The organism is Ruegeria sp. HKCCA4633 (assembly GCF_013034605.1).
Taxonomy (GTDB): domain Bacteria; phylum Pseudomonadota; class Alphaproteobacteria; order Rhodobacterales; family Rhodobacteraceae; genus Ruegeria.
The window spans coordinates 477463-503777 of the sequence record NZ_WQGJ01000002.1 but is presented as its reverse complement, the minus strand read 5'-3'; the positions used below and the strand labels follow the sequence as shown (position 1 = coordinate 503777).

Below are 26315 nucleotides of genomic sequence, written 5' to 3'. Positions count from 1 at the left end.
GAGGCTCCTTTGGACCGTATCGCCCGCACCATTGCCACCGAGATTAATGCAGGCTCCAATCAGGTCGGAGCCGCGATCAAATTGCTGGATGATGGGGCAACCGTGCCATTTGTCGCCCGCTACCGGAAAGAAGCAACAGGCGGTTTGGACGATGGCCAGTTGCGTTTGTTGTCCGAGCGGCTGACCTATCTACGAGAGCTTGAAGCGCGACGTGAAACCATCCTGAACTCGATCCGGGACCAGGGGAAGCTAACCGAAGACCTGAGCAAATCAATTGCCCGAGCCGAGACCAAGGCGCAACTGGAAGATATTTACCTGCCGTACAAGCCCAAACGGCGCACCAAGGCGATGATTGCGCGGGAAAATGGGCTTGAGTCGTTGGCCGATGCCATTTTGGCCGACCGTGATGCGGAACCGGAAACACTGGCCAAGGCTTATCTTTCCGAGGCGGTACCGACCCAGCGCGACGCGCTAAACGGGGCGCGGGATATTTTGACCGAACGGTTGACGGAAAACGCTGAACTTTTGGGCGAACTGCGGACCTTCATGCAGCGCGAGGCAATACTGACTGCAAAGGTCATCGATGGAAAGGAAAAGGAAGGCGCGAAATTTAGTGATTACTTTGACCATTCCGAGCTTTGGGCCGATGTGCCGTCGCATCGTGCGCTGGCGATGCTGCGCGCCTCGAAAGAAGGCATTGTTACGTTGGATATCGCGCCCGAACCCGAATTTGGCGCGGCGCGGGCCGAGACGATTGTCGCCGCACATCTACAAACGCGCGGGAAGGGGCGAGGAGATGCATGGCTGCGCAAGGTTGCGGGCTGGACGTGGCGTGTAAAACTGTCGTTATCGATGATGGTTGATCTCATGGCGGATCTGCGCAGCCGAGCGCAGGACGAAGCCATTCAGGTCTTTTCGCGCAATTTGAAGGATTTGCTCTTTGCAGCGCCAGCAGGGGCCAAGGCCACTTTGGGTCTTGACCCGGGCATCCGCACCGGTGTGAAGGCGGCCGTTGTTGATGCAACCGGCAAGGTGGTGGCGACCGACACGCTTTATCCATTTCAGCCTAAGAAGGACGTGCGCGGGGCGCAGGCGACCATCCTCGATCTGATCTCGGCCCACCAGATCGAACTGATCGCCATCGGTAACGGGACCGCCAGCCGCGAAACTGAACGGTTGGTTGCAGACACACTTTCCCTGCTGCCGAAGACGGTGAAAGCGCCGACAAAGGTGGTGGTGTCCGAGGCGGGGGCTTCGGTCTACTCCGCCTCTGAACTGGCTGCGCGCGAGTTTCCTGATCTGGATGTTTCGCTGCGCGGGGCAGTGTCCATTGCCCGGCGGTTGCAGGACCCGTTGGCGGAGCTGGTTAAAATCGAGCCCAAATCCATTGGCGTCGGTCAGTATCAGCATGACGTGGATCAACACCGGCTTTCCCAGTCTCTGGATTCCGCGATTGAAGATGTGGTGAATGCAGTTGGCGTCGATCTGAATACCGCTTCTGCCCCGTTGCTGTCGCGTGTGTCGGGTCTGGGTCCGGCACAGGCAGAGGCCATCGTTACCCATCGTGATCTGAATGGGCCGTTTCAATCGCGTAAAGATCTGTTGTCCGTTGCTCGGCTGGGCCCGCGTGCATTTGAACAATGCGCCGGCTTCCTGCGCATCCGGGATGGCGCAGAGCCGCTGGACGCCTCTTCGGTTCACCCCGAAGCATATGACATCGCCCGACGTGTTGTGGCCGCTTGCGGACGCGATATTCGACGCATCATGGGCCATGACGGAGCTTTGAAAGGAATGAGGGCCGAACAGTTCGTGACAGAAGATTTCGGTCTGCCGACGGTTCGGGACATCTTTGCCGAGTTGGAAAAGCCTGGACGCGATCCTCGCCCAAGTTTCGTCACGGCCTCCTTTGCGGATGGCATCGAAGAGATCACTGACCTGAAGCCCGGGATGGTTCTGGAAGGCACCGTGACAAACGTGGCCGCCTTCGGGGCATTTGTGGATGTTGGTGTTCATCAAGATGGGCTGGTCCATGTCAGCCAGTTCGCAGATCGATTCGTCAAAGACCCGCATGAGGTTGTCAAAACCGGGCAGGTTGTGAAAGTCCGCGTTGTCGAGGTGGATGTGCCCCGAAAACGGATCGGCCTGACGATGCGAAAACAGGGCGGCGGTGGAATGAGGCGCTCTTAGTCTTCGATGTGCCTAGTTTCAGGACGCACAGACATCAAGTCGTTGCATTCTGAAGGTAGAGTGGCGTCCAAACCGGGCGGCGTTGTTGCATCGTTTTCATTGAACGCCAAACTGAGTATCAGCAAGAGAGTTCACAGCGCCGCGACACGGACCGAAACGGAATCGAAAGTTCATGCAGTATCACAACAAGCCTTATGACAAGCTTCAGGTCGGCGATACTGCCGAGCTGGTTCGTACCTGCTCTGTCGACGACTTCTATGTATTCGCGAACAATTCCGGCAATCACAATCCGCTCCATCTGGCAAGTGAAGATGGCGACGGTGATCATACCAACGAAGCGGTTGCGCCTGCCATGTTTGTGGGGGCTCTGATCTCTGCCGTCCTGGGAAACGTTCTGCCGGGCGCAGGGACGCTCTACAAGTCGCAGAACTTTAACTTTATTGAACGGGCACATGCGGGTGATGAGCTTGTGTCCAGGGTCACGGTTGCAGAAAAGCGACCGAACCGAGAAGTTGTTTTCGATACAGCTGTGACACGCCCATCCGACAGCGCAGTGATCGTTACTGGGCAAGCTGTTGTCGTTGCACCGGACAAAGAGCTGGCGTTTGCCGAACTGGAATTGCCCGGGCTTGTGGTCAAACGGCATCGGCACTTTGACGCCATGTTGGATAAGGTGCGCCCTCTGCCGCCCATGCCGACGGCGGTCGTGGCCCCTGAGGACCCGAATTCTTTGGGTGGTGCCCTGCTGGCCGCGCACGAGACGATCATTGCCCCTATTTTGATCGGTGATCCCAAGAAAATCGCCAGCGCGGCCGCCGAAATAGGCGCTACGCTCGATAAGTTTGAGATCATACCGCAGAGCGACCATTTCAGCGCAGCCAATACGGCGGTTGATCTTGTTGCTGCAGGTCGGGCCAAGGCGTTGATGAAAGGGCATCTGCACACGGATGAACTGTTGAAGGCCGCGCTGCGACGCGAGAATGGCCTGCGCGCGGGACGCCGGTTTACCCATGTGTTTGTTATGGACGTGCCAGGGCAACCCAGACCGCTATTGGTGACAGACGCGGCGATAAATATCGAACCGGACCTGGAAACCAAGATAGACATTGTCCAAAACGCGATCGATCTGGCCTTGTCTCTGGGGATCGAACAACCCAGGGCGGGCATCCTTTCCGCTATCGAGACTGTCAATCCGGCTATTCGATCTTCGGTGGATGCGGCCTTGCTGTCGAAAATGGCGGAACGCGGTCAGATCACAGGAGGGTTGGTTGATGGCCCCCTTGCCATGGACAATGCCGTCAGCCTCGCTGCTGCGCGATCTAAAGGAATAGTCTCGGACGTTGCGGGCAAAACAGATATTCTGGTGGTGCCCAATCTGGATGCCGGAAACATGATGGCCAAGCAACTGACCTATATCGCGAATGCAGAAGGGGCAGGGGTGGTGATGGGGGCCAAAGCGCCCATCATTCTGACCAGCCGAGCTGATGACGACAAGGCGCGGCTGGCGTCCTGCGCTGTAGCCGCGCTGCACGATGCATTTACTATGTCGCAAACCGGAGCACACGCATGACACATGTCGTGACATTGAACGCTGGATCGTCTTCGATGAAATTTGGTCTGTTCGAGTTGACCAATGACGATCCGATAATGGTTTGCACCGGGGCGGTTGAGCGGATTGGCGAGGGGGAGCCTTTGGTCAAAGCCAAGTCATCTGATGGCAGTGTTTTGGCCAGTGGCACGGCGGGCGAAATCCATGACCATGCCGCGGCCCTGGATTGGGTGTTGAATCTGCTGGCGCGTTCATTTCCAAACAGCGAGGTGACCGCATTTGGACATCGTGTTGTCCACGGTGGTCCGAATATCGATGCACCGCTGCCGCTGACCGAAGCCTCCATTGAAGCGCTGGACAAGCTTTCGCCCTTCGCGCCATTGCACCAACCGCACAATCTGGCCGGGGCAAAGGCGGCGATGAAACGGTTTCCGAACGCTGCCCAGATCGCCTGTTTCGACACGGCCTTTCACCGTAACCACCCGTGGGAGAACGACGTTTTTGCCCTGCCACGCGAGTATTATGAGAAGGGCGTTCGTCGATACGGTTTTCATGGCCTGAGCTATGAATACATCTCGGACCACATGGCCAAGACGGCCCCGTTGTTGCACGAAGGTCGCGTGGTTGTTGCCCATCTGGGCAACGGTGCATCAATGTGTGCAATGATCGGAGGGCGATCTGTTGGCTCGACCATGGGTTTTTCGGCTTTGGATGGGCTGCCAATGGGGTCGCGTTGCGGACAGCTTGATCCCGGTGTGGTGCTGTACTTGATGGATCAGGAGGGGTTAAGCGCCGACGAAATCTCGGACCTTCTGTTCCGCAAGTCAGGCTTGCTGGGCCTTTCGGGGTTATCGAACGACATGCGTACCTTGGAAAAGGCGGACACGCCCGAAAGCCGTCAGGCGATCAGTTACTTCACATTCCGTATTCGGCGGGAGCTCGGGGCGATGGCGGCTATTCTGGGCGGTATAGACGCCTTGGTATTCACCGGCGGGATCGGAGAAAACTCGCGACTGGTGCGCGACCGGGTGTGTTCCGGAATGGGATGGTTGGGGATCGAGCTGAACCCGGATGCGAATGCGGACAATGATCGGATCATCTCAACGGATCTGTCCCGCGTTGTGGTCATGGCGATCCCGACGAATGAAGAACTGATGATTGCCCGCGCCGCAGCGGACCTGTTGGCCGGTCGCCCACATCTGAAAACCGCGTAGCGGCGGTTCATTTCGGCTTATAGGTCCAGCGATAGGTGGGTGGTGTCGGTCCCTTGTTCCTGCCCCCTTGTTGCATCTGTTCCCATGCATGGGCCAATATACCGACGGATCGGGATAGGCAGAACAGACCGCGCGCAAGCGGGGGCGCAAAACCAAGTTCGGCGTAGATAACCGCGGTTGCGCCATCTATGTTCATTGGAACGGGCTTGCCTTTGCGCCGTGCCAATTCTGCCTCGATCGCTTGGCCAATCCGCATAAACCGTCCATCACACGCTTGATCCTTTACGGCTTGAGAAGCCATTGTCATCAGACGCGGAGCGCGCGGATCCGTTGGGGTGTGAAACCGGTGGCCAAAACCAGGCAGTATCGTTCCTTCGCTTTCAATCCAGTCGTCCAATGCCTGTTCCAAGCGACCGGGATGTTCCGCAACGAAATGGTAGAGAGTTACGGCTTGCTCACCAGCCCCGCCGTGAATGTCGCCCAACATATTTACGGCGCTTGCAATCGCGTTGTTGAGAGGTAAGCCACAAGTCACGGCCATGCGTGCAGTTGCAATCGATGGTGCCTGAGGGCCGTGGTCCACCGCCGCGACCAAAGCTGCTTCGAACAATCGGGCCTGCGCGTCCGAGGGGCGATCCCCGCGCACCATGAACCAGATCATCTCCGAGAAACTGACATTTCCGATCAGGTCCTGGATCGGCTCACCGCGCATATCGATCCGGCCGGGCTCCATGTCGATGATGGATGTCGTCCACCAATCGGAAACATCGCTCATATGACCCCCTCCTTGTTCAACGCATCAATTTCTGCGTCGGACAATCCGATTTCAGACCAGATCGCATTGTTGTCAGCTCCAAGTTCAGGTGGTGCGTTTTGTGGCAAGCGCCGCGCGCCGTCCATGACAACGGGACTGCCCGCAAGCTTCATATCTTCGCGTTGAACCCGCACAGACCCGATCAGGCCACGCCCAGAAAGTTGTTCGTCTGCAAGAGCTTCGGCCACTGTCAGAACCTGCCCGGTTGGTACGCCGATGGCATTAAGTTCTCGAACCCAGTCGGTTGCGGCTCTGGTCCGCAGAGTTTGTTCCAGCGCGTCGCGCAAGGCGTGACGGTTTTGTTTGCGGTCTTCGCGGGTTGCGTAGTCGGGGTTGTTTAGCAGATCGTCCCGCCCCAGATGTCTTGTAAGGGCCTGCCACTGTTCATCTCGGTTTGCAGCGATGTTTATTGGGCTGTCGAGCGTCGCAAACGTCCCCGATGGGGCAGACGTTGTGTTTTCATTTCCATGCGCTGCGGGTGTGACGCCGCCGACTAAAAAATTCGACACGACCCAACCCATTGTGGAAACAACGGCTTCGGACATCGCAACATCCAGAAAGGTTCCACGCGGTTTCGCGTTCAACGCCGCAGACACGGCAAAGGCGGCCGTCATCCCGCCGACCGTATCTGCCAAAGGGTAGCCAACGCGGTAGGGTGCAGTGTCCGGTGCCCCGGTGATGGACATCACGCCACTGATGCCCTGAACGATCTGATCATAGGCCGGATCGTCCCGTCGCGGGCCGTCCTGACCGAACCCGGTGATGGCGCAGTAGATCAGGTTTGGATTGACCTTACGCAAGACGTCGTAGCCCAGACCAAGCCGATCCATCACACCGGGCCGGAAGTTTTCGACCAGCACATCAGCAGTTTTTACAAGCCGTTTAAGCAACGCCTTGCCTTTTGACGATTTCATGTCGAGCGTTACCGATTTCTTATCGGCGTTTTGCGCCAGAAAACTGATCCCCATGCCGGCTTTGTTTCTGTCGGGGTCAGCGCCCAGAACGCGGGCAAGGTCGCCGCCACCGGGGCGTTCGACCTTGATCACTTCAGCACCCATCAGCGCCAGTTGATAGCAGCAATACGGACCCGCAAGGACATTTGTCAGATCTAGAACCCGTATTCCTTCCAGCGGTTCAGTCACCTTCGGCGACCCCCGCGGCCCGTGCCCGTGCGCGACGTGCACGGTAGCTTGGCAGAAGCACCAGCAGCACTGCGATAACCAGCAGACCCAGCGTCATCGGACGCTCCCAGATAAATGCAATGCCGTCATAGAGCTGCATCGAACGGGCAAAGTTGTCTTCCATCATCCCACCGAGAATGAAACCGATCAGCAATGGAGCCAGCGGGTAATCGGCGAATTTCAACGCTGTGGCGCAGACACCGAAGCCAACAAGTATCAAAAGCTCAGTCGCATTGTTCTGGCCAATATAGGCCCCCATCAGAGTGAAGAACAAAATGAAGGGGATCAGATAGTTGCGTGGAACCGAGAGAACTTTGGCGATGTAAGGGATCAGCGGCAGGTTCAGCACCAGCAGAACGAGGTTGCCGATGAACATCGACATGATCACGGCCCAGAAAATCTGCGGCTCGTCCAGCATCAGACGCGGGCCGGGCGTGACGTTCAAGGCGATCAAAGCGCCAAGCAGGATCGCCGTCGTACCAGAGCCGGGAATGCCCAGCGTCAGTAGGGGCACGAATGAACCGGTACACGCGGCGTTGTTCGCTGTTTCGGGTGCGGCCAGCCCTTTGATTGACCCTTTGCCGAATTCTTCCTGCTCCTCTTTCGGCGCGATGTTGCGCTCGACCGCATAACCCAGAAAGCTGGCAATGGTTGCGCCTGCGCCGGGCAGAACGCCGATGAAGAACCCTTGAACCGATTGACGACCGACCACTGGCGCTATGGCCTTGGCCTCGGCCTTGGTGATCCGCAGGTCCTTGATTTCACCATCGTCGCCTTTCAGGTCCTTTGGTTTGAGGACTAGAAAAAGTGCTTCGGGCAAAGCGAACATGGCCATAGCAAGCGTGATGAAGCCAAAGCCTGATTGCAGATCCATAATGCCCATGGTGAAACGCGGTAGGTTGAACAACGCACCTTCGCCGACAGTGGCCATGATCAGGCCCAAAACCGTCATGATGACAGCTTTCGCCACCTGACCTGTACCTGCAAAGGCTGCAATAGCCGACAAGCCAACCACCATAAGCGCGAAATACTCGGCGGAGTGGAACAGCAAGGCCACGGAGGACAGGGCAGGGGCGAAGACCATCAAAAGGACCGCGCCCAAAGTGCCGCCCGCGAAACTTGCGATGGCCGCGATGGTCAGGGCTTTGCCCGCTTTGCCCTGTCGGGCCATTGGATAGCCGTCAAAGCTGGAGGCCACCGTGCCTGCGACCCCCGGCGCATTGAGCAGGATCGAAGAAGTTGAGCCGCCGAAGATGGCGCCATAGTAGACACCGGCCAACAGGATCAGCGCCGCTGAAGGGTCACCCATGGAAATCGCAACCGGGATCATGATCGCGATAATCGACATCGGGCCTAGGCCCGGAAGCATGCCGATGAATGTACCGATCAGACATCCTGCGATGACCATCAGCAGGTTTTGAAGTGAAAATGCCGTTTGCAGGCCGATCAGAAGTCCTTCAAGCATGTCAGCCTCCGAAAATGCCCGGCAGGGGGCGCATGTAGATGCCAAGAACTTCCTGCACCAGATACCAGACGGCACCTGTCGCGATGAAAGCGACGGGAAGCATGATATGCCATTTACGTTCACCCAGAATGAACGATCCCAGGATCAGGAAAGCCGAGGTCGAGATCAGAAACCCAACAGGGCGCAGGCAGAGGGCGTAGATCACCATCAGAGCGAGGAGCATCAGCGCCTGATCAAGATGGTAGTCACCCAACCGCCGATAATCGATATCGGCTTTTTTTGGTTCAGCCTTCTCGAAACCCAAGAGAATGATCGTGGTGGTGATGATACCCAGAATCGACAGCACTTTTGGGAAGGTGCTGGGCCAGATTGGGTTTCTCTGCATGAAAGGGGGAAGGCCGCCATCCATCGTGAACCAAGCGGCGTAGCCATATGTTAAACACACACCCAGAAGAATGAGCGCGATCCAGCGATCCAGCGCCATGAGGCCCCCTCCTTTCTTGTCGTTGGGGATGGCAGAGCGGCGGCCCGCTCTGCCGGTAGTGGTTTCAGAGGAAGCCCAGCTTTTTCATCAGATCGCCGATCTGCTGTTCCTGCTGCTCCAGGAATGACTGGAAGTCGTCGCCAGAGTTGTGGATGTTCACCCAACCGTTACGCGCACGAACCTCTTCCCATTCCGGGGTGTCGTACATCTTGGCAATCGCGGCCTGATAGGCGGCCAGCTTGTCTTCGGGCAGTCCAGGGGCTGCAAAGAAGCCACGCCAATTTACGAAGGTGGTGTCGATGCCTTGTTCCTTCATGGTCATCGCATCAGGCGCCGCATCGACGCGTTCTTCCGACGTCACGCCGATGATTTTGACTTCTCCCGCGTTCGCCAGATCAACGGCTTCTGAAAAACCGGTGGACAGCGCCGCGATCTCGCCCGACAGCAGTGCCGCCATGGCTTTACCGCCTGCATCGTAAGGGATGTATTTCACCCCAAGTGCGTCCTTACCCGCAGCTTCCATCACCATCGCGGCCACCAGATGGTCCATACCGCCGGGAACCGAACCGCCACCAATCGCAGTTCCGCCCGGATCGGCGTCAAAGGCGGCAAGCAGGTCATCCATGGAGTTGATGGGGCTGTCTTTGCCCACAACGATCGCGGCATAGTCACCGATGGTGCCCGAGACCAGAGTCAGGTCGCGGAAGTTATGCGGAAATACGCCGGTCAGTGAACGGATTACGATCGGAGTTGAGTTCACCATCAGCGTGCCGTGATTACTGTCGGCGTTTTCGATCAGATAGCCAATGGCTTTACCGCCGCCGCCACCGGACATGTTCTCGTAAGATGCCGTCCCGACCAGGCCAGCATTGGTCAGTGCTTCGCCAGTGCCACGGGCAGTGCCGTCCCAGCCGCCGCCGGCGCCACCGGGGATCAGAAAGTGGATGCTGTCCACAACCTGATGGCCATCTGCTAAAGCCGGTCCTGTCAGGCCAATTGCGGCCACAGCTGCGATCAGGGCGCGGCGGCCCAGTGTGAATGTCGTCATGATGTCCTCCCATTTGACAACCGGCCGCGTCGCGGCTCAGATTGGCGGAACAAAAACACATCAACCTGACATCAACCTGTCATGCGTCAAAAATAGTGCAAAAGCCCCATGAAGTTCCTGCTTGTTGAAGACAGTCCCGACCTTGCACGTGCGATTTGTTCCCGCATGAGGTTAGACGGGCATGTAATTGATCACGCGGCAAATTTGGATGATGCGACGGGGTTTGTGGAAACTCAGGATTATGACCTGATCCTGCTGGACATCATGCTGCCTGACGGGGATGGACGCGACTTCTTAAAACAGCATCGCGCAGGCAATCGGGACACGCCCGTCATTGTGCTGACGGCCCGCAGTCAGGTGTCGGATCGAATCGGTTCGCTGGATCTGGGGGCAGACGATTATGTCACCAAACCCTTCGATCATGCCGAGCTTGAGGCGCGTTGCCGTGCCGTTCTGCGTCGCAAATCCGGGAACGCGAAGACAAGGATCGAAGTGGGCGGTATCGTATTCGATCCACTGGCTGGCCACCTGACTGTCGGGGAACAGACCGTTTCCCTGCGAAACCGCGAACTGCGCTTGCTGGAGTTGTTCATCAACGCGCCCGGACAGGTGTTTTCCAAGCAAAAACTTACGGATCGGTTGTTTTCTTATGACGACACTGTCTCGGACAACGCGATTGAGGTCTATGTGGGTCGCTTGCGCAAGCATTTGGAGCCGTCTGAATTGAAGATCACAACACTTCGTGGTCTGGGATACAGGCTGGATCATGCCTCTTGACCCGAATGTATCAGGGTCGCTGCGGAACCGATTGGTTTTGACACTCATCGGGGGTGCTGCACTTCTTGCGTTTCTGCTTTTTGTCGCGGTCCGAAACTATGCCGCGCAGGTTGCACAACAGGGGCAGGATAATATTCTGAGCGCCTCCGTGACCTCCATACTTGATGCAGTAGCCCTGCGCGAAGGTGAGCTTGAGGTTGATATTCCATACGCCGCCTTCGCAATGCTGAGTACCCCGTCCGACGACCGGGTCTTTTATGCGATTTATCAAGACGGAGAATTTCTGTCTGGATACGAAGACCTTTTACCGTCCTCAGAGCAGTATGACGGCCGGTGGCGCTTTGAATCAAGCCAGGTTCGAGGCGAGACCATCCGTCAGGTCAGTGCCAACCGAACGTTGGTGGGGTTGGACAAGCAAACCGTCATCGAAATTGTGTTGGGGCAAACACAGGATGCGCTGGCGGAAACCCTGGATCAAATCTCACGCAATGCGGCAATCTTGGGGATAGGGTTCTTTGGCCTTGCCGCCGCTTTGTCCTTTTGGGCGACATCGTCGACCATTGGGCAGTTGAACCGGCTGACAACCTCTGTCACCCGACGAGGTCCGCAGGATCTGAGCCCATTCAGGAAACCCGTGCCCCGTGAAATGGCACCATTGGTGGCTTCGCTGAACTCATTGATGGGGCGCCTCGATCAGTCCCTGAGCCAATCCGAAGACTTTATTGCCGAGGCGGCGCACCGCGTACGAACCCCATTGGCAACAGTCAGGTCTTATGCCGATGCGACATTGCAAAGGGTAGAAAAGGAAGAAAACCGTGAAGCATTGCGTTCGATGGTGCGCGCCATTGACGAAAGCTCGCGGGCGGCAGGACAGTTGTTGGATCACGCGATGATTACGTTCCGCGCGGATCACCTTGAACGGGAAGAGATCGATCTGGTCACATTGATCCGGGATTTGGTTCAGCGTTTGACACCCATTGCTGAAATGAAAGACCTTTCGCTGTCTCTGGGCGGTGACCCTACGGTTCATTATTCGGGGGACCCGATCCTCATTCAGAATGCGGTGCGAAACATGATCGACAATGCTTTGAAATATGCACCGCCTGACAGTTCTGTTCGCATTGAAGTGACGTCGGCACCCACGGCTCAGATCCGTGTCAAAGACCGCGGGCCCGGTTTTCCGCCCAACGAAATTGACACGCTGACGCGCCGGTTCGAACGCGGCAAAAACGCAAGCGGAACCATCGGCTCCGGCTTGGGTCTGACCATCGTGCAGGATGTTGCAACAGCCCACGGCGGCGAGCTGGAATTGGCAAATCGGCAAGGGGGCGGCGCGTGCGTTACATTATCGCTCTGATTCTGGTTATCTTTCCTGTGGTTGGGTTGGCGCAAGTCTGGGAAGACAGGCAGGTTTTCAATGCAGAGGCCGGCCATACATCCCTGCGGGTGATTTCTAGCACCGACACTTTTCTTTTCGAGCCGCTAATCGCCGCGTTTCTCAAGGAAAACCCAGGTATCTCGATTGATTACATGGTGACGGGCACGGCAGATATCGACCGTGTCGTCCGCGCGGCCCCTGACGATTTTGATATCGTCATTTCCAGTGCAATGGACCTGCAACTGAAACTGGCAAATGACGGATATGGGCAGGCGATTGACAACATCCAACTACCGGCTTGGGCGCAATGGCATCAAAGTCTGTTTGCCTTTACGTTCGAACCGGCAACGATTGTGATAAATAGCGCGGCTTTTGCGGGTGGTCCCATTCCGGAAACCCGCCAACAGCTTATCGAAATACTTCGTGCGCATCCCGACGATTTTCTGGGAAGGGTAGGGACCTATGATATCCGGCAATCCGGCCTGGGTTATTTGTTTGCAACTCAGGATGCGCGCGCGTCCGAGACCTATTGGCGCCTGATGGAGGTCATGGGCGGGTTGGATGTTCGCTTGTATTGTTGTTCAGCCGATATGATTGACGATCTTGTCAGCGGAGAGATTGCTGTAGCGTACAACGTACTCGGCAGTTACGCTTCAGCACGGGCGGGCAGCAAGGATGTTCTGGAAATCATCCGACCGTCAGATTTCCAAACCACCATGATGCGAACTGCGTTGATTCTAAAAGGCACGCCTGAGGTCGAGGCGGCTTCGTCTTTTGTTCGTCACCTCGTGGAAAGCCAGTCAGACAGAGGCCGTGGCGCTTTTTCACTGCCGCCTCTGGCACCGTATGATACAGAGACCGAGCGTGAAACGATTGGCTTGGACCCCGCTCTGCTTACTTTTTTGGACAGATTGAAGCGCCGCAGATTTTTGGCGGAATGGGAAAGCGCAGTGATCCAGAATTAGCGGCGCCTGCCTTATTCGCGGAAGGCGCGATTGAAATAGTCAGCCATTGGTTTGACCAGATAAGACAGCGGTGTACGCTCGTCGGTTTTAATCAGCGCTTCTACCGGCATGCCGGGCAAAAGCTCTTGCCCGTTCAACCGGTCAATCTGCCCGTCGTTCAGCTCAACTTCGGCGCGATAGAACGTAAACCCTGATTGTTCGTCGGTGAACGTATCAGCAGAGACGTTGTATACTTGCCCGTCCAGTTCAGGTGTTTCTCGCTGGTTAAATGCGGGGAACCGCAAAGCCACTGGCTGACCAACATGCAACTGATCAACATGGATTGCGTCCACTCGGGCTGCCACCAGCAAAGGTGTGTCCTGAGGCACAATATACATCATCGGTTCCCCCGGCTGCACGACCGACTGCAACGCAAAAACCTGACTTCCGTACACTCTTCCGGTAACTGGGGTGCGAATGTCCAGACGGGTCAGGCGCTCGGACAAGGACAGCCTGCGTTCAGACAGCTCGGCAACCTGTGCCTGGACGTCCCGCAAGGTGGTGATCGCCTCTTCCCGCCGGGTTGCGGTCAGTTCGACAATCTGTATTTCGGTCGAGGCGATCTGCCCTCGAAGTCGTGCGACAGCGGCCTCCAGGCGGCCAATCTCACCGTTCAGGCTGGCTTCTTCCCGTTGGAGCGCAAGTACACGGCTGGTTTGTGTCAGTCCGCGGTTCAACAGGCTTTGCTGATCTTCCAGTTCATCTTCGATCAATTCGACCTGGCGCCGCAAAGAGACCAGTTGGGCCTGCGTGCCTTCGATCTCGCTTTCGATTTGAACAACTTGTTTGCGCAGTTGTTCATCCTGACGGGACAGCGTTTCCAGTCTGGCCTCGAAAAGGTTCTGCTGCCCGGCAATCAGGTCGGCCCCAATGCCGTATTCTTTCTGAACCTCGGTGAGCTGGGTTGTCAGTTCCGCAGGTGTCAGGCCATCCCGCTCTGCCTCTAACCTGGCGCGCCGGACTAAAAGTTCGAACAGTTGCGCCTCGACAATAGTTTGTTCGGACGAAAGGAAGGTATCGTCCAGACGCAGCAGCATGTCGCCTGAAGACACCACATCCCCGTCGCGTACGAAAATTTCTCCGACCACGCCGCCGTCAGGGTGTTCGACGACCTGCCGATTGCTTTGCACTTCGATCACCCCCGAGGACACAATAGCACCGGCCAGGCGCGTCTTGACCGCCCAATAGCCCAATCCGCCCACCAATAGGAACAGCGCAAGAAATCCGACCAGCGCAGGAATTTTCATGCTCCAGACCTGTTCTGGTTTTTTCGTTGGTTTCTTCGCCATCATTCACCTACAGGGCTGAGCTTACGCTTGATCGCGCCTGCGTTCTGCACCATCGCGTTCAGGACTTCGTCTCGGCTGCCGAACTTTACTACCTGGCCCTTTTCAACAACGGCCAGATCATCGCATTCTGAAATGGCCTGCGGTCTGTGCGTCATGATGATTGTTGACTTGCCTGCGGCTTTCAGTCCGCGGACCGCCGTGTTCAATGCATCGGTTCCATCTGCATCCAGTGCCGAGTTCGGCTCATCCAAAATCAGAAGGACGGGATTTCCATATAGCGCTCGTGCCAGAGCGATCCGCTGTTTCTGTCCCCCGGACAATTGGCTGTCATTGCCTTCCAGAAAGGTGCCGTAACCTTTTTCCAGAGACAGAATCAACTCATGCGCGTTGGCTTTCTTGGCTGCTGCTACAACCGCCTCGGAATCCGGGTTCTCGGACATTCTGGCAATGTTTTCAGCAACCGTTCCGTTAAACAGGGTCACCTGCTGCGGCAAGTAACCGATATGGCTGCCCAGATCGTTTGGGTCGTATTGATCCAGTGTTGCACCGCCCAACCTGATTTCACCGGCGGCAGGTCGCCAAAGCCCCAGCAATGCCTTTGCCAGTGTTGTCTTTCCTGATCCGCTTTTCCCGATGACACCCAAGGCTTTGCCGGGTTCCAGCTTCAGGTTTACGTTTCGTAATGTCGGAGTTGAAGCCCCCGGAGGTATCACCGTCAGGGATTTTGCTTCGAGTTGCGCCTTCGGCACGGGAAGACGAATGCGCTTTTCTTCTGGCGGAGTATGATCCAAAAACCTGTTCAATGAGACCCAAGCCGTTCGGGCGCGTTCCACAACATTCCACTGGCCTACAGCTTGTTCGACAGGCGCCAGGGCGCGGCCAAGCAGGATCGATCCCGCAATCATCGCGCCGGGAGTCATTTCGTTTTGCAGCACCAACCATGCGCCCAAGGCCAGCATGGCTGATTGAAGAAACAGCCGTAACGATTTGGTAAGTGACGTAAAACTTCCAGTCCAGTCGCTTGCTGCGACAGACTGCGTCAAGGCATCGGATCGCTGCTTCAGCCACCGCTTTGTGACGTCTGCCTGCATCCCTTGCGAACGTACTACTTCTGCCGCTTGTCTGGCGTGCTCGGAAAAGGCATTGGCCCGCGCAGTTGCGGACTGGGCCTCGGCAACTTTCCTGCTGGTCATCGCCTGATTGAGCAGGGCGATTGCCACAAGCACCACACCGCTGCCCACGGCCAGCCATCCAAGCAGTGGGTGAAACAGGAAAATCGCGCCTAAAAAGACCGGCGTCCACGGAAGGTCCATGACTGCCAGAAGAACCGGGGACGAGCATAGGTTTCGAATGGATTCCAGATCGCGCAAAGCGGTTGCAGGGGCAGAGCGCACCTGAGGAACAAGGGACCGACGCATAGTGGCTTCGAACACACGCTCGTCCAGTTGGGATTGGAACCGTGCGCCAAACCGCGCAACGATACGGCCACGAGCAAAGTCGAGCATCGCCATAAGCGCGTAAAGCATGGCGACGAGCAAAAACAGAGCGGTCAAAGTCTCGACCGCGCGCGAGCCCAAAACCCGGTCATATACCTGCAACATGAACAGGGGACCCGTTAGCATCAGCAAATTAACGAAGATGCTGAACAGGAACGCCAGCGCTAAAAAAGCGATGCCTTGGTTCCGCACATTGCGCAGTTCGTGGCGCTGAGGCGCAGATAGGCGGTGTTCAGATTTCACTGTTTTTGATCCTAATCATTCCAGGAAGCATCGCCGCATTAAAAAAATAGTTCAGCCTTGCCAAGTTTGCACATGTTTTTTTGAGCAAGAAACCGCAAACAACACGTTAAGAACAGCGTCATTTAGCCATGGGTTCAAATTTACGCCAGGTAGACCAGCACTGCGATGGGATTTGAGTCCAGAACGAATTGACCCCTATCTCGCAAATCCCGGGTCAAAGCTGTTCCGCGCGATCAATCTCGGTTCTGTGTCCCTTTCAAAATGAGATTGGCGGCGATTGGTGCGCCGATGATGACCAAAACGATCCTTGTCAGATGGTGAGTGATCACAAAGCCCAGATCGGCGCCCGATACAATAGCCAGAACCGTCATCTCGGCCTGCCCGCCGGGGGCGAATGCCAGAAACGCTTCGACAGGGTGCCCAAGACCTAAAGTTGTGACTAAGGCGGTGAACACCGCTGCAAGGACGGCAAGCACAATGACATACGTGAAACCCGCGGCCACGACACGGCGAAGTTCGGTCCATGTTACCCCCACAAATTTCACACCGATCGCACAGCCAATAAAAAATTGCGCAGCTAAAATGGCCTCACGTGGCGGCCTGGTGTGGATGAAGTCTCCAAGGGACAGCGCTGCCGTCAGGATCATTGGCCCCAAGATCGATGCCCCGAACAGGCCGATGCGCTCGCCGCCCTTCCAACCGATAACAGCGGCGACCAACATAAGTGCCAATTCGTGTATCGGGAGGTCCCGCGCAGGCTGGCCTATGGGATTGGTTAAGTCCGCGTCGCAGAAAACTGTCAGGAATACTGGGGCTAGGGTGACGATGATCAAAACGCGCGTTCCATGTATCAGCGACAAAGTGCGCGGGTTGGCCCCTGCTTCAGTGCCGAAAATGATCATGTCTTGAAGCCCACCCGGCATTGCCGCGTAAAACGCGGTTTTTGGGTCAAAACCCCAGACTTTGCGGAAAAACGGCACACCGACCATCGCGATTAACAGGATAAAGAATGGAACCAACAGAATCGAAGAGGCCATTTTGGGCAGTTGCACAAACAAGTCAGGTGTAATCGATGCCCCGACCGCAACGCCTAGTATGGTACGCGCTGCAACCGAGACCTGCCCAAAACCTTCCATGGGGGCATGAGCCAGAGCAGCAATCAGACACGCGCTCATAGGGCCAAACAAGAAGGGCAGCGGCAAGTTCAATGCCCAAAATACACTGGTGCCCAGAACCGCCAGGCCGAACGTCAGTGCCCGTTTGGTCATCAAAGAGGGTGAATTCAAGAGGGTGGGCACAATGGAGGTTCCGGCGTCGTTGACTCAGTGTGTATCCAAATGTATACACATGGACGCAAGTAAGCAAGTGAGCCTGTGATGACGATTCAAGACGCCTCCTTCCAGCCTGGTCCACAAGGCAATTCTGCGTACCAGCGCCTGCTGGACGAGATTCGCGGGGGCACTCTTTTGCCCGGCAATCGCCTGCGCGAGATTGAATTGTCTGAACGGCTTGGTGTCAGCCGCACCCCGGTGCGCGAGGCGATCCGGCAATTGGAGGCTGACGGGCTGGTCACACATGTTCCGCGGCAGGGCGCGACAGTGCGCAGTCTGGACTACGCCGAAGTCATGGAGCTTTACGAAATGCGCGCAGTGCTGGAGGGCACTGCCGCCCGGCTGGCGGCCCGCGCGGCGTCGGACATCGAACTGGATGAATTAGGCATATTGAATGACCGGCTTGCCGAGGCGGGCACAGGTCCTGACGCGGCTCAGATCAACAGGGTTTTCCATGCCACGCTTCTGGATGCCGCCAAAAACCGGTTTCTGGCCAAATCCATGCTGTCACTGCAAAAGGCTTTGCTGATCCTTGGCCCTTCGCAATTGTTGGACAGCGACCGTGCCGACGCGGCAGTGGCGGAGCATCGGCGTATCATGGCCGCTCTGAAGGCCCGCGATGGCGCGGCGGCTGAAACGGAAATGCGCGCACACATTCAGGCCGCGCAACGGATGCGAATCCGTGCGTTACAGGAACGCGACCGCACAACCGATGAAATTCAATAGGCAGTCAGAATATGGCTACCCAAAAGAAAGCTTACGATATTGCTGTCATTGGCGGTGGAAACGCCGCCTTGTGTGCCGCGATGACTGCCGCCGAGGCGGGTGCCCGCGTATTGATCCTTGAGACCGCTCCAAAACCATATCGCGGAGGGAACTCGCGCCATACCCGGAACTTTCGGTGTATGCATGCGGGTCCGTTAGGCCCTTTGGTCGATGCGTACAGCGAGAATGAATACCTGTCCGACCTGATGAAGGTCACCGATGGGAAAACAGATGAGCATCTCGCCCGCTTGGCCATACGCACGTCCGAGGAATGTCTGCCATGGATGGAAAAGCGCGGGGTTCGCTTTCAACCGTCTCTGTCCGGGACACTTTCATTGGCGCGAACAAACGCATTCTTTATGGGCGGCGGAAAGTCTCTGGTGAATGCGTACTATAGGACAGCGGCGGCTCTGGGCGTCGACGTGCTGTATGAAGCCGCTGAGACGCATTTGGAGCTGAGCGGCGATCGGATCGAATGGGTGGATTACACCTGCGAAGGCCAGTCTCACCGCATCGCACCGAAAGCAGTCATAGTCGCCTCGGGCGGGTTTCAGGCTGACACGGATTGGCTAACCCGCGCATGGGGGGAACCCGCGAAAAACTTTCTGATCCGTGGCACTCCGTATAACCGGGGCGTAGTTCTGGCTGACCTTCTGGATCAAGGCGTCGAGAGCGTCGGCGATCCTACGCAGTGCCACGCCGTGGCCATTGACGGGCGTGCGCCGAAATTCGATGGGGGCATTGTCACGCGGCTGGACTGTGTGCCTTTTTCCATCGTCGTGAACAAGAAAGCCGAGCGGTTTTATGACGAGGGCGAAGACGTATGGCCCAAGCGCTATGCAATCTGGGGCCGATTGGTGGCGGCGCAGCCGGATCAGGTTGGTTACGTCATCATTGATGCAAAATCGCTGAACCTGTTCATGCCGTCGGTTTTCCCGCCTCTGAAGGCGGATACATTGGAAGAACTGGCCGGAATGATGGGTCTTCCGGCAGACAAGCTGTCAGAAACGGTCGCCGCGTTCAACGCGGCCTGTGGCGACACCAGTGGCTTTCATCCTACCGAATTGGATGGCGTGGCGACCTCGGGATTGAAACCACCTAAAACCAACTGGGCGCGCCCGATTACCGAACCGCCTTTTTATGGCTACTCGCTGCGCACCGGTGTGACCTTCACATATCTGGGGCTGAAGGTTGACGATACGGCCCAGTGTTCGACACCGGACGGCAAGATCAAAAACCTCTGGGCAGCAGGCGAGACCATGGCCGGATCGATTTTGGGGCAGGGGTACCTGGCTGGGTTTGGCATGACCATCGGAACCGTCTTTGGACGCATCGCAGGACGTGAGGCCGCTGCTTATGCAAATTGATCTGATGCAAGAAGCCCGCCGTCAGGCCGAGGTTTGCAACGCCTGCCGGTATTGCGAAGGCTACTGCTCGGTCTTTCCATCGCTTCATGCTCAACGCGCATTCTCGGACGGCGATATCACGCAACTTGCCAACCTGTGCCATAACTGTCGGGGCTGTTATTATGCCTGTCAGTATACGGCGCCACACGAGTTTGACCTGAACCTGCCCAAGGCTCTGGCAGAGGTACGCCGGGACAGCTGGGAAAGCTTCGCTTGGCCGCAACCTCTGGCCCAGCGGTTTCACACCCAAGGAGGGGCCATAGCTTTGGCACTGGTGATAGGGTTTGCTTTCATGTTCTTGGCTATTCGCGTGATCAGGTCTGACGGGGGGCAGGGGTTCTACGCCGTATTGTCACACAATGCGATGGTCGCAATCTTTGCGCCGGCGTTCCTACTGCCTCTTATAAGTGTCGTCGTCGGTCTGAACCGCTATTGGCGTACGGTTGGGGGTAAACCGATAAAGTGGGCAGACCTAAAAGTTGCTTTAAATCATACGGGCAAAATGCAGGATCTGGCTGCTGGACACGGTGAAGGCTGCAACTTTGAGGACGAAGACCGGTTTAGCCAAGCTCGTCGTCACGTGCATCACACGATCATGTACGGATTTCTGCTGTGCTTCGCCTCGACTTCAGTAGCGACGGTTATGCACTATGGTTTCGGAATGCACGCGCCATACGGGTTTTGGTCATTACCTAAACTATTTGGAGTCACTGGTGGCGTTCTGCTGACTATTGGTTGCGGTGCTATGGCGCTTCTCAAACAAAAGTCAGACCGCGATCTTGGTGATCCTTCGGCATGGGGAGGCGATATCGGCTTTATCCTGTTGCTGGGTTTTGTCGGTCTGAGTGGGCTTGTCCTGTACGCAATGGGGTCAACCCAGATGATGCCGGCACTTCTGGCGGTTCATCTCGGATCGGTGCTGACGTTTTTTCTGCTCATGCCTTTTGCCAAGATGGCACATGGGTTCTATCGCCTTGCGGCCCTAATTCGGGATGCACAGAGGAAACGGGTTGCAAGCGTGTAAGCAGTATCCTCTCGCGAATCTAAAACTCTTGGGTGTGGTGAGCCTTCCGTTCTAAAGTTTTATTCTGAACTCAGGCGAGGGTCGCGTTGCCTGTCTTATCATCTTCCGTGCAACATGCTGTTTTAATAGAAAGATTGCACTTTGGGTGTGAACCCACCCTTGAATGTATATGCGTGGTATAATCATGATTATGTTAAATTTGGTGCGGGTGGAGGGACTTGAACCCCCACGCCTTGCGGCGCCAGAACCTAAATCTGGTGCGTCTACCAATTTCGCCACACCCGCAACCATGCGCTTCAGCGCCGTACTGCTGCGCTCTTAACAAAGCTTGATGCCGAGTGCGAGAGGTAAAATTTACGAAACAGCAAGTTTGTTCACTTGAATGGAACTGATAGGGATTATCGGTTCTGGCCTGCGTGAAACGCGTCGTTGGTTCGGAAGACATATACCTTGATGAGGGTTGATCGCGTGCGGTTGACTCGACCAGACATCGGCATTTTTCAAAGCAAAGCTTCCACAAGTTTGCGGTGAATGGGGCACTCCGATCAATTCGCAATGCGAACGCGCTTACGTTGAGAAGACGCTCAGTCTTCCGCAAGTACGTTGTGGTTTTCGGATGTCGAAGTAGGATAAAACACACCCATGACTAGCGTATCTGGCACCGCAAAAATCGAGCGCTCGGCCACATGCTCATCCAATAAATTAGTATTTTCAATTAATTACTGAACGGCAGTTCACAGTCGACAAGCCAACCCTGCAAAATGGTCGGCAGAAGCGACTGCACCAACTGGTTGAAAGCAATATACTCGCAAAGGTTGAGGCATTCTTAGGTTGGCTCTGCCATGTTGCCGCCACATTTCAACCGCCAAAAAATCTTATTCGCGTCAAATTAAGACCGCCTTGAAGGTTCTTCTTGGTTGCAAGGAGTTAATGAGTCTTTTTCGCCAATTTGGCACCGGTACGAGTTTTCTGCTCAACTCCAGTACAAGGTTTTCTGCTGTGACCGATCTGAATTCCTCCGTTGCCGCCGAGCAAGACGCTGTCTTTTTCGCTCGCGAGAGCTTTCTTGGCGAACTCAAAACTCTGAACCGGGACTATCCAAATACGGGCTTTGGTATTTCGTTGCGCACCCATTCAGGTGAACATTATCTGCTGGCAAACGCCCGGATGCCTTTGCCGGCGGCGAAATCTCTGGGTTTCCCGACAGGGCGCCGCGTGGCGCGACTTGAGAACGGTGATCGCTTCAGCTCTATCGAAGTGCTGGCGGATTCCAAAGCCTACGAAACAATTACCCCACGTGCCGAAGCCGAGATTCTGGGCAACGCGCTGGATTTGATCGCACGTATTGACACATTGACAGGCCTACCTACGGGGCGCGTGTCGCACGAACCCCAGATTGCTGCTACGGGAACCGGAGGTTAAGCATGGCGCGCAACGATCACCTTTTGTCTGTCGGCAACGAGGCATTGGCTCCGATGACCTCTGCTATGTCGTCGCTGACGGCGCAGATCGATCAATTGACTGAGGTGGCAGATGCGCGCTCCTCGGCGCGGCTGGCCACCCTCAAGACGCGAATGGAAAATTTCACCGCCAGCATCACGATGGTGGGCCAGGTCAAGGCAGGCAAGTCGTCGATTGTTAATATTCTGGCCGGGCGCCCTGCCCTGTTACCCTCAGACGTCAACCCTTGGACGTCGGTTGTCACGACCTTGAACATCAACACGCGTCCGCCAGGCGACACCAAAGCCAAGTTCACATTCTTTGAGCAGGAAGAATGGGACAACCTGATGGTCGGCGGCGGTCGTTTGGGCGAATTGGCGAACCGAGCGGGTGCGGATGACGAGATGGACGACATCCGCCGCCAGATCGGTGACATGAAAGCCAAATCCGAAGAGCGTTTGGGCAAGCATTTCGACCTGATTCTTGGTCAGAGCCATCAGTATGATCATTTCGATGAGGAATTGATCCAACGCTATGTTTGCTTGGGCGACGAAGACGATCCGGATATCGATCCAAAAACCGGACGGTTTGCTGATGTCACGAAGTCAGCTGAGCTGTACATGGACATCCCGCAATATCCGATCGCGCTCAAGCTCTGCGACACACCCGGTGTGAACGACACATTCATGGTGCGCGAACAAATCACTCTGCGCAGTCTGCGAGGGTCTGAGGTTTGTGTCGTCGTTCTGGCCGCAAGTCAGGCGCTAACCACCATGGACATGGCTTTGATGCGCATTATTGCGCAGTTTGAGAACCGCCAGATTGTCCTGTTCGTCAACCGCATCGATGAACTTTCAGATCCAGTCAATCAAGTGCCTGAAATCCGCGACCGCATTCAGGATACGCTGAAGCAGAACAACATCGACACCAATACCAGCGTCGTGTTTGGCAGTGCTTTGTGGGCCGAAGCAGCCTTGACCGGAAACCCGGACATTCTGACCGAAGAGTCGCGTGAGGCACTGAACACGTTCTACCTGGCCGCTGGGTTCGGGGATCAGGCACCTTCACTGGATAAGATTTGGGCCTTGTCCGGCCTGCCCGATCTGCTTTTGGCCATCAATGAGCGCATTGCTGAAGGGGCCGGAGCGCGGTTGATGGATCGTGTGCGTCATCGCGCGCGCAACATCGCCAGCCAAATCCGTGCCACAGCAGTTGCAAAGAACTTGTCCGACGGTGAAGGCATTTCGAGGGATTTGGAAGGTGTATCGCCTGAAGATGCAATCAACACCGTGGCAACGGAATATGAAAAGAAAGCGGCCGAGCTGACAAATGCCCTGCGTGACAAGGTGTTGGAACGTCTAAGCGCAGCCGAAGCCAACTTTGTCAAACGGGCAACGGATTCTTTGATCGCCCATCTTGAGAAGAACGGCGAACAAGGTACATGGCAATACGACCCGGCTGGGTTACGCACACTGCAAAAGGCAGCTTATTTCAGCTTTGCTCGCGCAATGCGTAAGGATGCTGGAGCGTTGTATGGAACCGCTGCGGCAGATGTCGAGGCGTTGTACCAAAAGATATTGGGCAACCATCTGGGCGAGTTCAGCATTGAAGCACCCATTGTGCCCCGCGTCCCGCCGCCTCTTGGCATCGGTCGGACCATTGCTCTGGATCTGCAAAGCACCTGGTGGCGGCGATGGTGGCAAAGGCGCAAAGGCTTTGAAGCCTACGCTGCGGACTACACACGTCTGATTGCATCCGAGGCCAACTCGATCACTAAAGATATCGAGGAAAACCAGATTGCCGCGGTGCTGGAAAACGTCCGCGCAACCCTGACAGACTTTATGCGCGAGCAGAAGGAAACTCTGCTGAGCATTTCGTCGACGGCCGATAAAAACGCAGGTCAAACTGCAGCGGCCATGGCGGGTTTGCAGCCCCAGAAATCCAAAGATGAGATTCTGGGTGACATCCTAAAAGATCTAAGCAACGAAGCGGCATAAGTAGAAAAATGGCAAAAGATACACAATCACGCTTTGTTTCACCGAAGACATGGGAACGTATCGAGCAGTGGTCCCGCCGTAAGCCTGTTTTCGCCCTGATGGGCGAATTCAGTGCCGGTAAGTCTACGTTGATGAATTTTCTGCTACGAACGCAGACCTTGCCCACGCAGGTTACCGCAACCCAACTGCCGCCAGTCTGGTTCAGCTGGGGTGATCGCTCACCCTATATCAAGCGCCATGACGGCTCGGTCGAGGTTATCGAACTGGACGATCTGGAATCCGTGGGCGTCAACGACGCGCAATTCATTCGGGTATTTCTGAAAGCCGATATTCTTGAGGCCGTCGATCTGATTGACACGCCCGGTATCTCGGATCCTAAAATCTCGACGGATGTCTGGCAACGGGCCGTCGGTCAGGCCAATGGGGTATTGTGGTGTACACACGCGACCCAAGCCTGGCGCGAGACTGAGCGTGCGACATGGGTATCACTGCCTGAACGTTTGCAAAACAACTCGCTGCTTTTGATCACTCGCGCGGACGCGCTGAACCTCAAGGACCGTCAAAAGGTTTTGCGTCGCGTGAATCGTGAGGCAGGTCACCTGTTCAATCGTTCTATTCTGTTTTCCGCTCGGGATGCGATTGTTGCCCGCGACAAAACCGGTGATGCTGAGATGTGGTCTCGCAGCGGTGGCGGAAAGATGATCGACAGCTTCCTGGAGATCACTGAGCAGATTATGGACAAACGTGCCGATCAGCTGGCCCGGTATCAGATCGACAAAAGCCCCTCGGACGCATCCAAGGTGCAGCCGGTGCGCCCGGCTCGGAAATCCGACAGCGAGACTCAGGCCGAAGCCGCACCTTTAAGGTTGGTCAACCCTGTGGAAGAAGAAGCGCGGCCCGAGCACGATGGCGCCGCGGTCGTCACCAGCTTTCCCGTCCGCCCCGCCCGTGTAGAGCGGCGCTCGGATGAAGCTGAACGGGTGCGGATCAATGCGGAAGAGGCCGAGCGTCTGCGCGCTGAAATGGTCTCGGACCCAGAACCGACATCAGCGGAACCCGACACAAGTGATGATCTGCGCGCTTTCTTCAAGGACACGTCTAACGATCCGTTGGAGCTGACCAATGTCGCCGGACTTGACGGCAGCGTTGATGAATTTGACTTGTCAGATGGTACCGACCTTGATGACGAGCTTGAGGATTTGGCCGACAACAGCATCGAAGTTGAAGAGACCGGTGGTGCAGCCCTTGAGATTGAGGCCTCCGAGGATGTCCTTGCATCTCTTAACACGACTCTGCGGGACGCACCGTCTAACACGCAACCTGCGGAAGACGCGGTCGACGAGTCTGATAACTCCGAAGATCGTGGAATTGAGGTTTCGGTTTCTTCCATTGCGGCGTTGATGGCAGCGCAGCCCAACGGCAGTGCCGACGATTATGAACCAGAACCCGAGACCAGCGGGCTGATCGAAGCTGCTCTGACCGATCAGGTGGATGCCATCGAGCCTAACATCTCAGTACTCGGAGAACGGCCTGAGGATGCGGATGGCTCGCCCTTGAGTGCATCGGATATGTGGCGTGAAATTGCGGACAGCGAAGATCTGCCTGACGATGCGGATGGCCTGAAGAACGTGTTCAAGGCGTTTTTGGCAGAGTTTGACCAAATCGCCATAGAAAAAAGTGAAAAGCACTCAAAGGAGACATTGCAATCCATTCCGAAAGCAAAGGAAAACAGCGCTGCAGAATGGCACGTGTTGTAGTGTCACCAGAATCGATATGACCGGCAACCTTCAATTGAAAACAATAACTTAGATGTCCATCCAAAACGCCTTAAGCACAGCGATCGAAACAATACCCGACTGCATTGCAGCCGGGTATATCGATATGGAAACCGGGATGCTGCTGGGGAGCAGCGTTTCGGAACCGGAATGCACGGAATCTTTGGACAATTTGTCGATTGCGGTTGCTAATCTCTTTCAAGGACGCGGGGTTGCCGCGTTTGAGGCGTTGTTGCGTGACGCTGGTGGCGATGATGAGGCGCAGAACACAGGATTTGGGGAAATCGCCGTGTTTTCAAAAGATCGTCTGAACATTTTCTTGCGGACGAAAGAATATCCGGACCATGTGGTCTGCTACATTTGCCGCAATAGCGCAAATGTCGGTTTGGCATTGACAAAATCACATCTCAGCCTGGGGTCGGTTGCGGCCGCAGTTTGAACGGGACCA

21 protein-coding genes and 1 tRNA gene are annotated in these 26315 nt (G+C 56.0%); 13 read left to right on the top strand and 9 right to left on the bottom strand.

The features are described 5' to 3' along the window. Nucleotides 1-9: 9 nt before the first annotated feature. From GOV85_RS08840 to GOV85_RS08830, 3 genes are all read left to right on the top strand, one after another. A complete protein-coding gene (locus GOV85_RS08840; protein WP_171177075.1) occupies nt 10-2187 on the top strand; it encodes a Tex family protein in 2178 nt (725 codons plus the stop codon). A gap of 172 nt (nt 2188-2359) precedes the next feature. Continuing rightward, on the top strand, nt 2360-3757 hold the full coding sequence (locus GOV85_RS08835; RefSeq protein WP_171177073.1) for a bifunctional enoyl-CoA hydratase/phosphate acetyltransferase: 1398 nt from the start codon (nt 2360-2362) through the stop codon (nt 3755-3757). Beyond that, nucleotides 3754-4950, top strand: a complete 1197-nt coding sequence (locus GOV85_RS08830; protein ID WP_171177070.1) for an acetate/propionate family kinase — start codon at nt 3754-3756, stop codon at nt 4948-4950. The genes GOV85_RS08835 and GOV85_RS08830 overlap by 4 nt, the downstream gene beginning before the upstream one ends. Nucleotides 4951-4957: 7 nt before the next feature. On the opposite strand, the gene GOV85_RS08825 is transcribed toward GOV85_RS08830, so the two are convergent. From GOV85_RS08825 to GOV85_RS08805, 5 genes are all read right to left on the bottom strand, one after another. Next, nucleotides 4958-5725 carry a citryl-CoA lyase gene (locus GOV85_RS08825; protein ID WP_171177068.1) on the bottom strand — a complete coding sequence of 256 codons (768 nt, stop codon included), beginning with the start codon at nt 5723-5725 and terminating at the stop codon, nt 4958-4960. Next, the gene (locus GOV85_RS08820) at nt 5722-6906 is read right to left on the bottom strand and encodes a CaiB/BaiF CoA-transferase family protein (RefSeq protein ID WP_171177066.1); all 1185 of its coding nucleotides are present in this window, start codon (nt 6904-6906) and stop codon (nt 5722-5724) included. Before GOV85_RS08820 ends, GOV85_RS08825 begins: the two co-directional genes overlap by 4 nt. After that, nucleotides 6899-8410 carry a tripartite tricarboxylate transporter permease gene (locus GOV85_RS08815; protein WP_171177064.1) on the bottom strand — a complete coding sequence of 504 codons (1512 nt, stop codon included), beginning with the start codon at nt 8408-8410 and terminating at the stop codon, nt 6899-6901. The genes GOV85_RS08820 and GOV85_RS08815 overlap by 8 nt, the downstream gene beginning before the upstream one ends. Nucleotide 8411: 1 nt before the next feature. After that, complete coding sequence (locus GOV85_RS08810; protein ID WP_171177062.1) at nt 8412-8894, bottom strand: tripartite tricarboxylate transporter TctB family protein; 483 nt, start codon at nt 8892-8894, stop codon at nt 8412-8414. Nucleotides 8895-8958: 64 nt separating this feature from the next. Further along, nucleotides 8959-9942, bottom strand: coding sequence for a tripartite tricarboxylate transporter substrate binding protein (locus GOV85_RS08805; RefSeq protein WP_171177060.1), 984 nt, complete (start codon nt 9940-9942; stop codon nt 8959-8961). 108 nt (nt 9943-10050) lie between these two features. Here GOV85_RS08805 and GOV85_RS08800 point away from each other — a divergent pair, with 108 nt between their 5' ends. From GOV85_RS08800 to GOV85_RS08790, 3 genes are read left to right on the top strand one after another with little or no spacing between them, the layout of a single operon-like run. Next, nucleotides 10051-10719 (top strand): response regulator transcription factor, encoded by a 669-nt coding sequence (locus GOV85_RS08800; RefSeq protein ID WP_171177058.1) that lies wholly within the window; start codon nt 10051-10053, stop codon nt 10717-10719. After that, on the top strand, nt 10709-12076 hold the full coding sequence (locus tag GOV85_RS08795; RefSeq protein WP_171177057.1) for a sensor histidine kinase: 1368 nt from the start codon (nt 10709-10711) through the stop codon (nt 12074-12076). Before GOV85_RS08800 ends, GOV85_RS08795 begins: the two co-directional genes overlap by 11 nt. Beyond that, nucleotides 12055-13062 carry an ABC transporter substrate-binding protein gene (locus GOV85_RS08790; RefSeq protein WP_171177053.1) on the top strand — a complete coding sequence of 336 codons (1008 nt, stop codon included), beginning with the start codon at nt 12055-12057 and terminating at the stop codon, nt 13060-13062. Before GOV85_RS08795 ends, GOV85_RS08790 begins: the two co-directional genes overlap by 22 nt. Before the next feature lie 11 nt (nt 13063-13073). Here the strand turns inward: GOV85_RS08790 and GOV85_RS08785 are convergent, their stop codons facing one another. The 3 genes from GOV85_RS08785 to GOV85_RS08775 form a co-directional block, all read right to left on the bottom strand. Beyond that, nucleotides 13074-14348, bottom strand: a complete 1275-nt coding sequence (locus tag GOV85_RS08785) for an HlyD family type I secretion periplasmic adaptor subunit (protein ID WP_254442977.1) — start codon at nt 14346-14348, stop codon at nt 13074-13076. A 41-nt stretch (nt 14349-14389) separates the two neighbouring features. After that, nucleotides 14390-16129, bottom strand: a complete 1740-nt coding sequence (locus tag GOV85_RS08780) for a type I secretion system permease/ATPase (RefSeq protein ID WP_171177050.1) — start codon at nt 16127-16129, stop codon at nt 14390-14392. A gap of 233 nt (nt 16130-16362) precedes the next feature. Then, a complete protein-coding gene (locus tag GOV85_RS08775) occupies nt 16363-17397 on the bottom strand; it encodes an AbrB family transcriptional regulator (RefSeq protein ID WP_171177047.1) in 1035 nt (344 codons plus the stop codon). A gap of 108 nt (nt 17398-17505) precedes the next feature. On the opposite strand from GOV85_RS08775, the gene GOV85_RS08770 reads away from it, so the two are divergent. Genes GOV85_RS08770 through tcuB form a run of 3 tightly spaced genes read left to right on the top strand, consistent with a single transcriptional unit; the run spans nt 17506 to nt 20655 of the window. Further along, nucleotides 17506-18186, top strand: coding sequence for a GntR family transcriptional regulator (locus GOV85_RS08770; RefSeq protein WP_171177045.1), 681 nt, complete (start codon nt 17506-17508; stop codon nt 18184-18186). Nucleotides 18187-18197: 11 nt separating this feature from the next. Continuing rightward, nucleotides 18198-19592, top strand: a complete 1395-nt coding sequence (gene tcuA, locus GOV85_RS08765; RefSeq protein WP_171177043.1) for an FAD-dependent tricarballylate dehydrogenase TcuA — start codon at nt 18198-18200, stop codon at nt 19590-19592. Further along, nucleotides 19582-20655, top strand: a complete 1074-nt coding sequence (tcuB, locus tag GOV85_RS08760; protein ID WP_171177041.1) for a tricarballylate utilization 4Fe-4S protein TcuB — start codon at nt 19582-19584, stop codon at nt 20653-20655. Before tcuA ends, tcuB begins: the two co-directional genes overlap by 11 nt. Before the next feature lie 200 nt (nt 20656-20855). Here the strand turns inward: tcuB and GOV85_RS08755 are convergent. Next, nucleotides 20856-20940: transfer RNA gene (locus tag GOV85_RS08755), tRNA-Leu, on the bottom strand. Between the two features lie 714 nt (nt 20941-21654). Here GOV85_RS08755 and GOV85_RS08750 point away from each other — a divergent pair. Genes GOV85_RS08750 through GOV85_RS08735 form a run of 4 tightly spaced genes read left to right on the top strand, consistent with a single transcriptional unit; the run spans nt 21655 to nt 26306 of the window. After that, complete coding sequence (locus GOV85_RS08750) at nt 21655-22077, top strand: hypothetical protein (RefSeq protein WP_171177033.1); 423 nt, start codon at nt 21655-21657, stop codon at nt 22075-22077. Nucleotides 22078-22079: 2 nt separating this feature from the next. Then, a complete protein-coding gene (locus GOV85_RS08745) occupies nt 22080-24092 on the top strand; it encodes a dynamin family protein (RefSeq protein WP_171177031.1) in 2013 nt (670 codons plus the stop codon). Nucleotides 24093-24100: 8 nt separating this feature from the next. After that, nucleotides 24101-25849, top strand: a complete 1749-nt coding sequence (locus GOV85_RS08740; protein WP_171177029.1) for a dynamin family protein — start codon at nt 24101-24103, stop codon at nt 25847-25849. Between the two features lie 52 nt (nt 25850-25901). Next, nucleotides 25902-26306, top strand: a complete 405-nt coding sequence (locus GOV85_RS08735; RefSeq protein WP_171177021.1) for a hypothetical protein — start codon at nt 25902-25904, stop codon at nt 26304-26306. Nucleotides 26307-26315 lie beyond the last annotated feature (9 nt).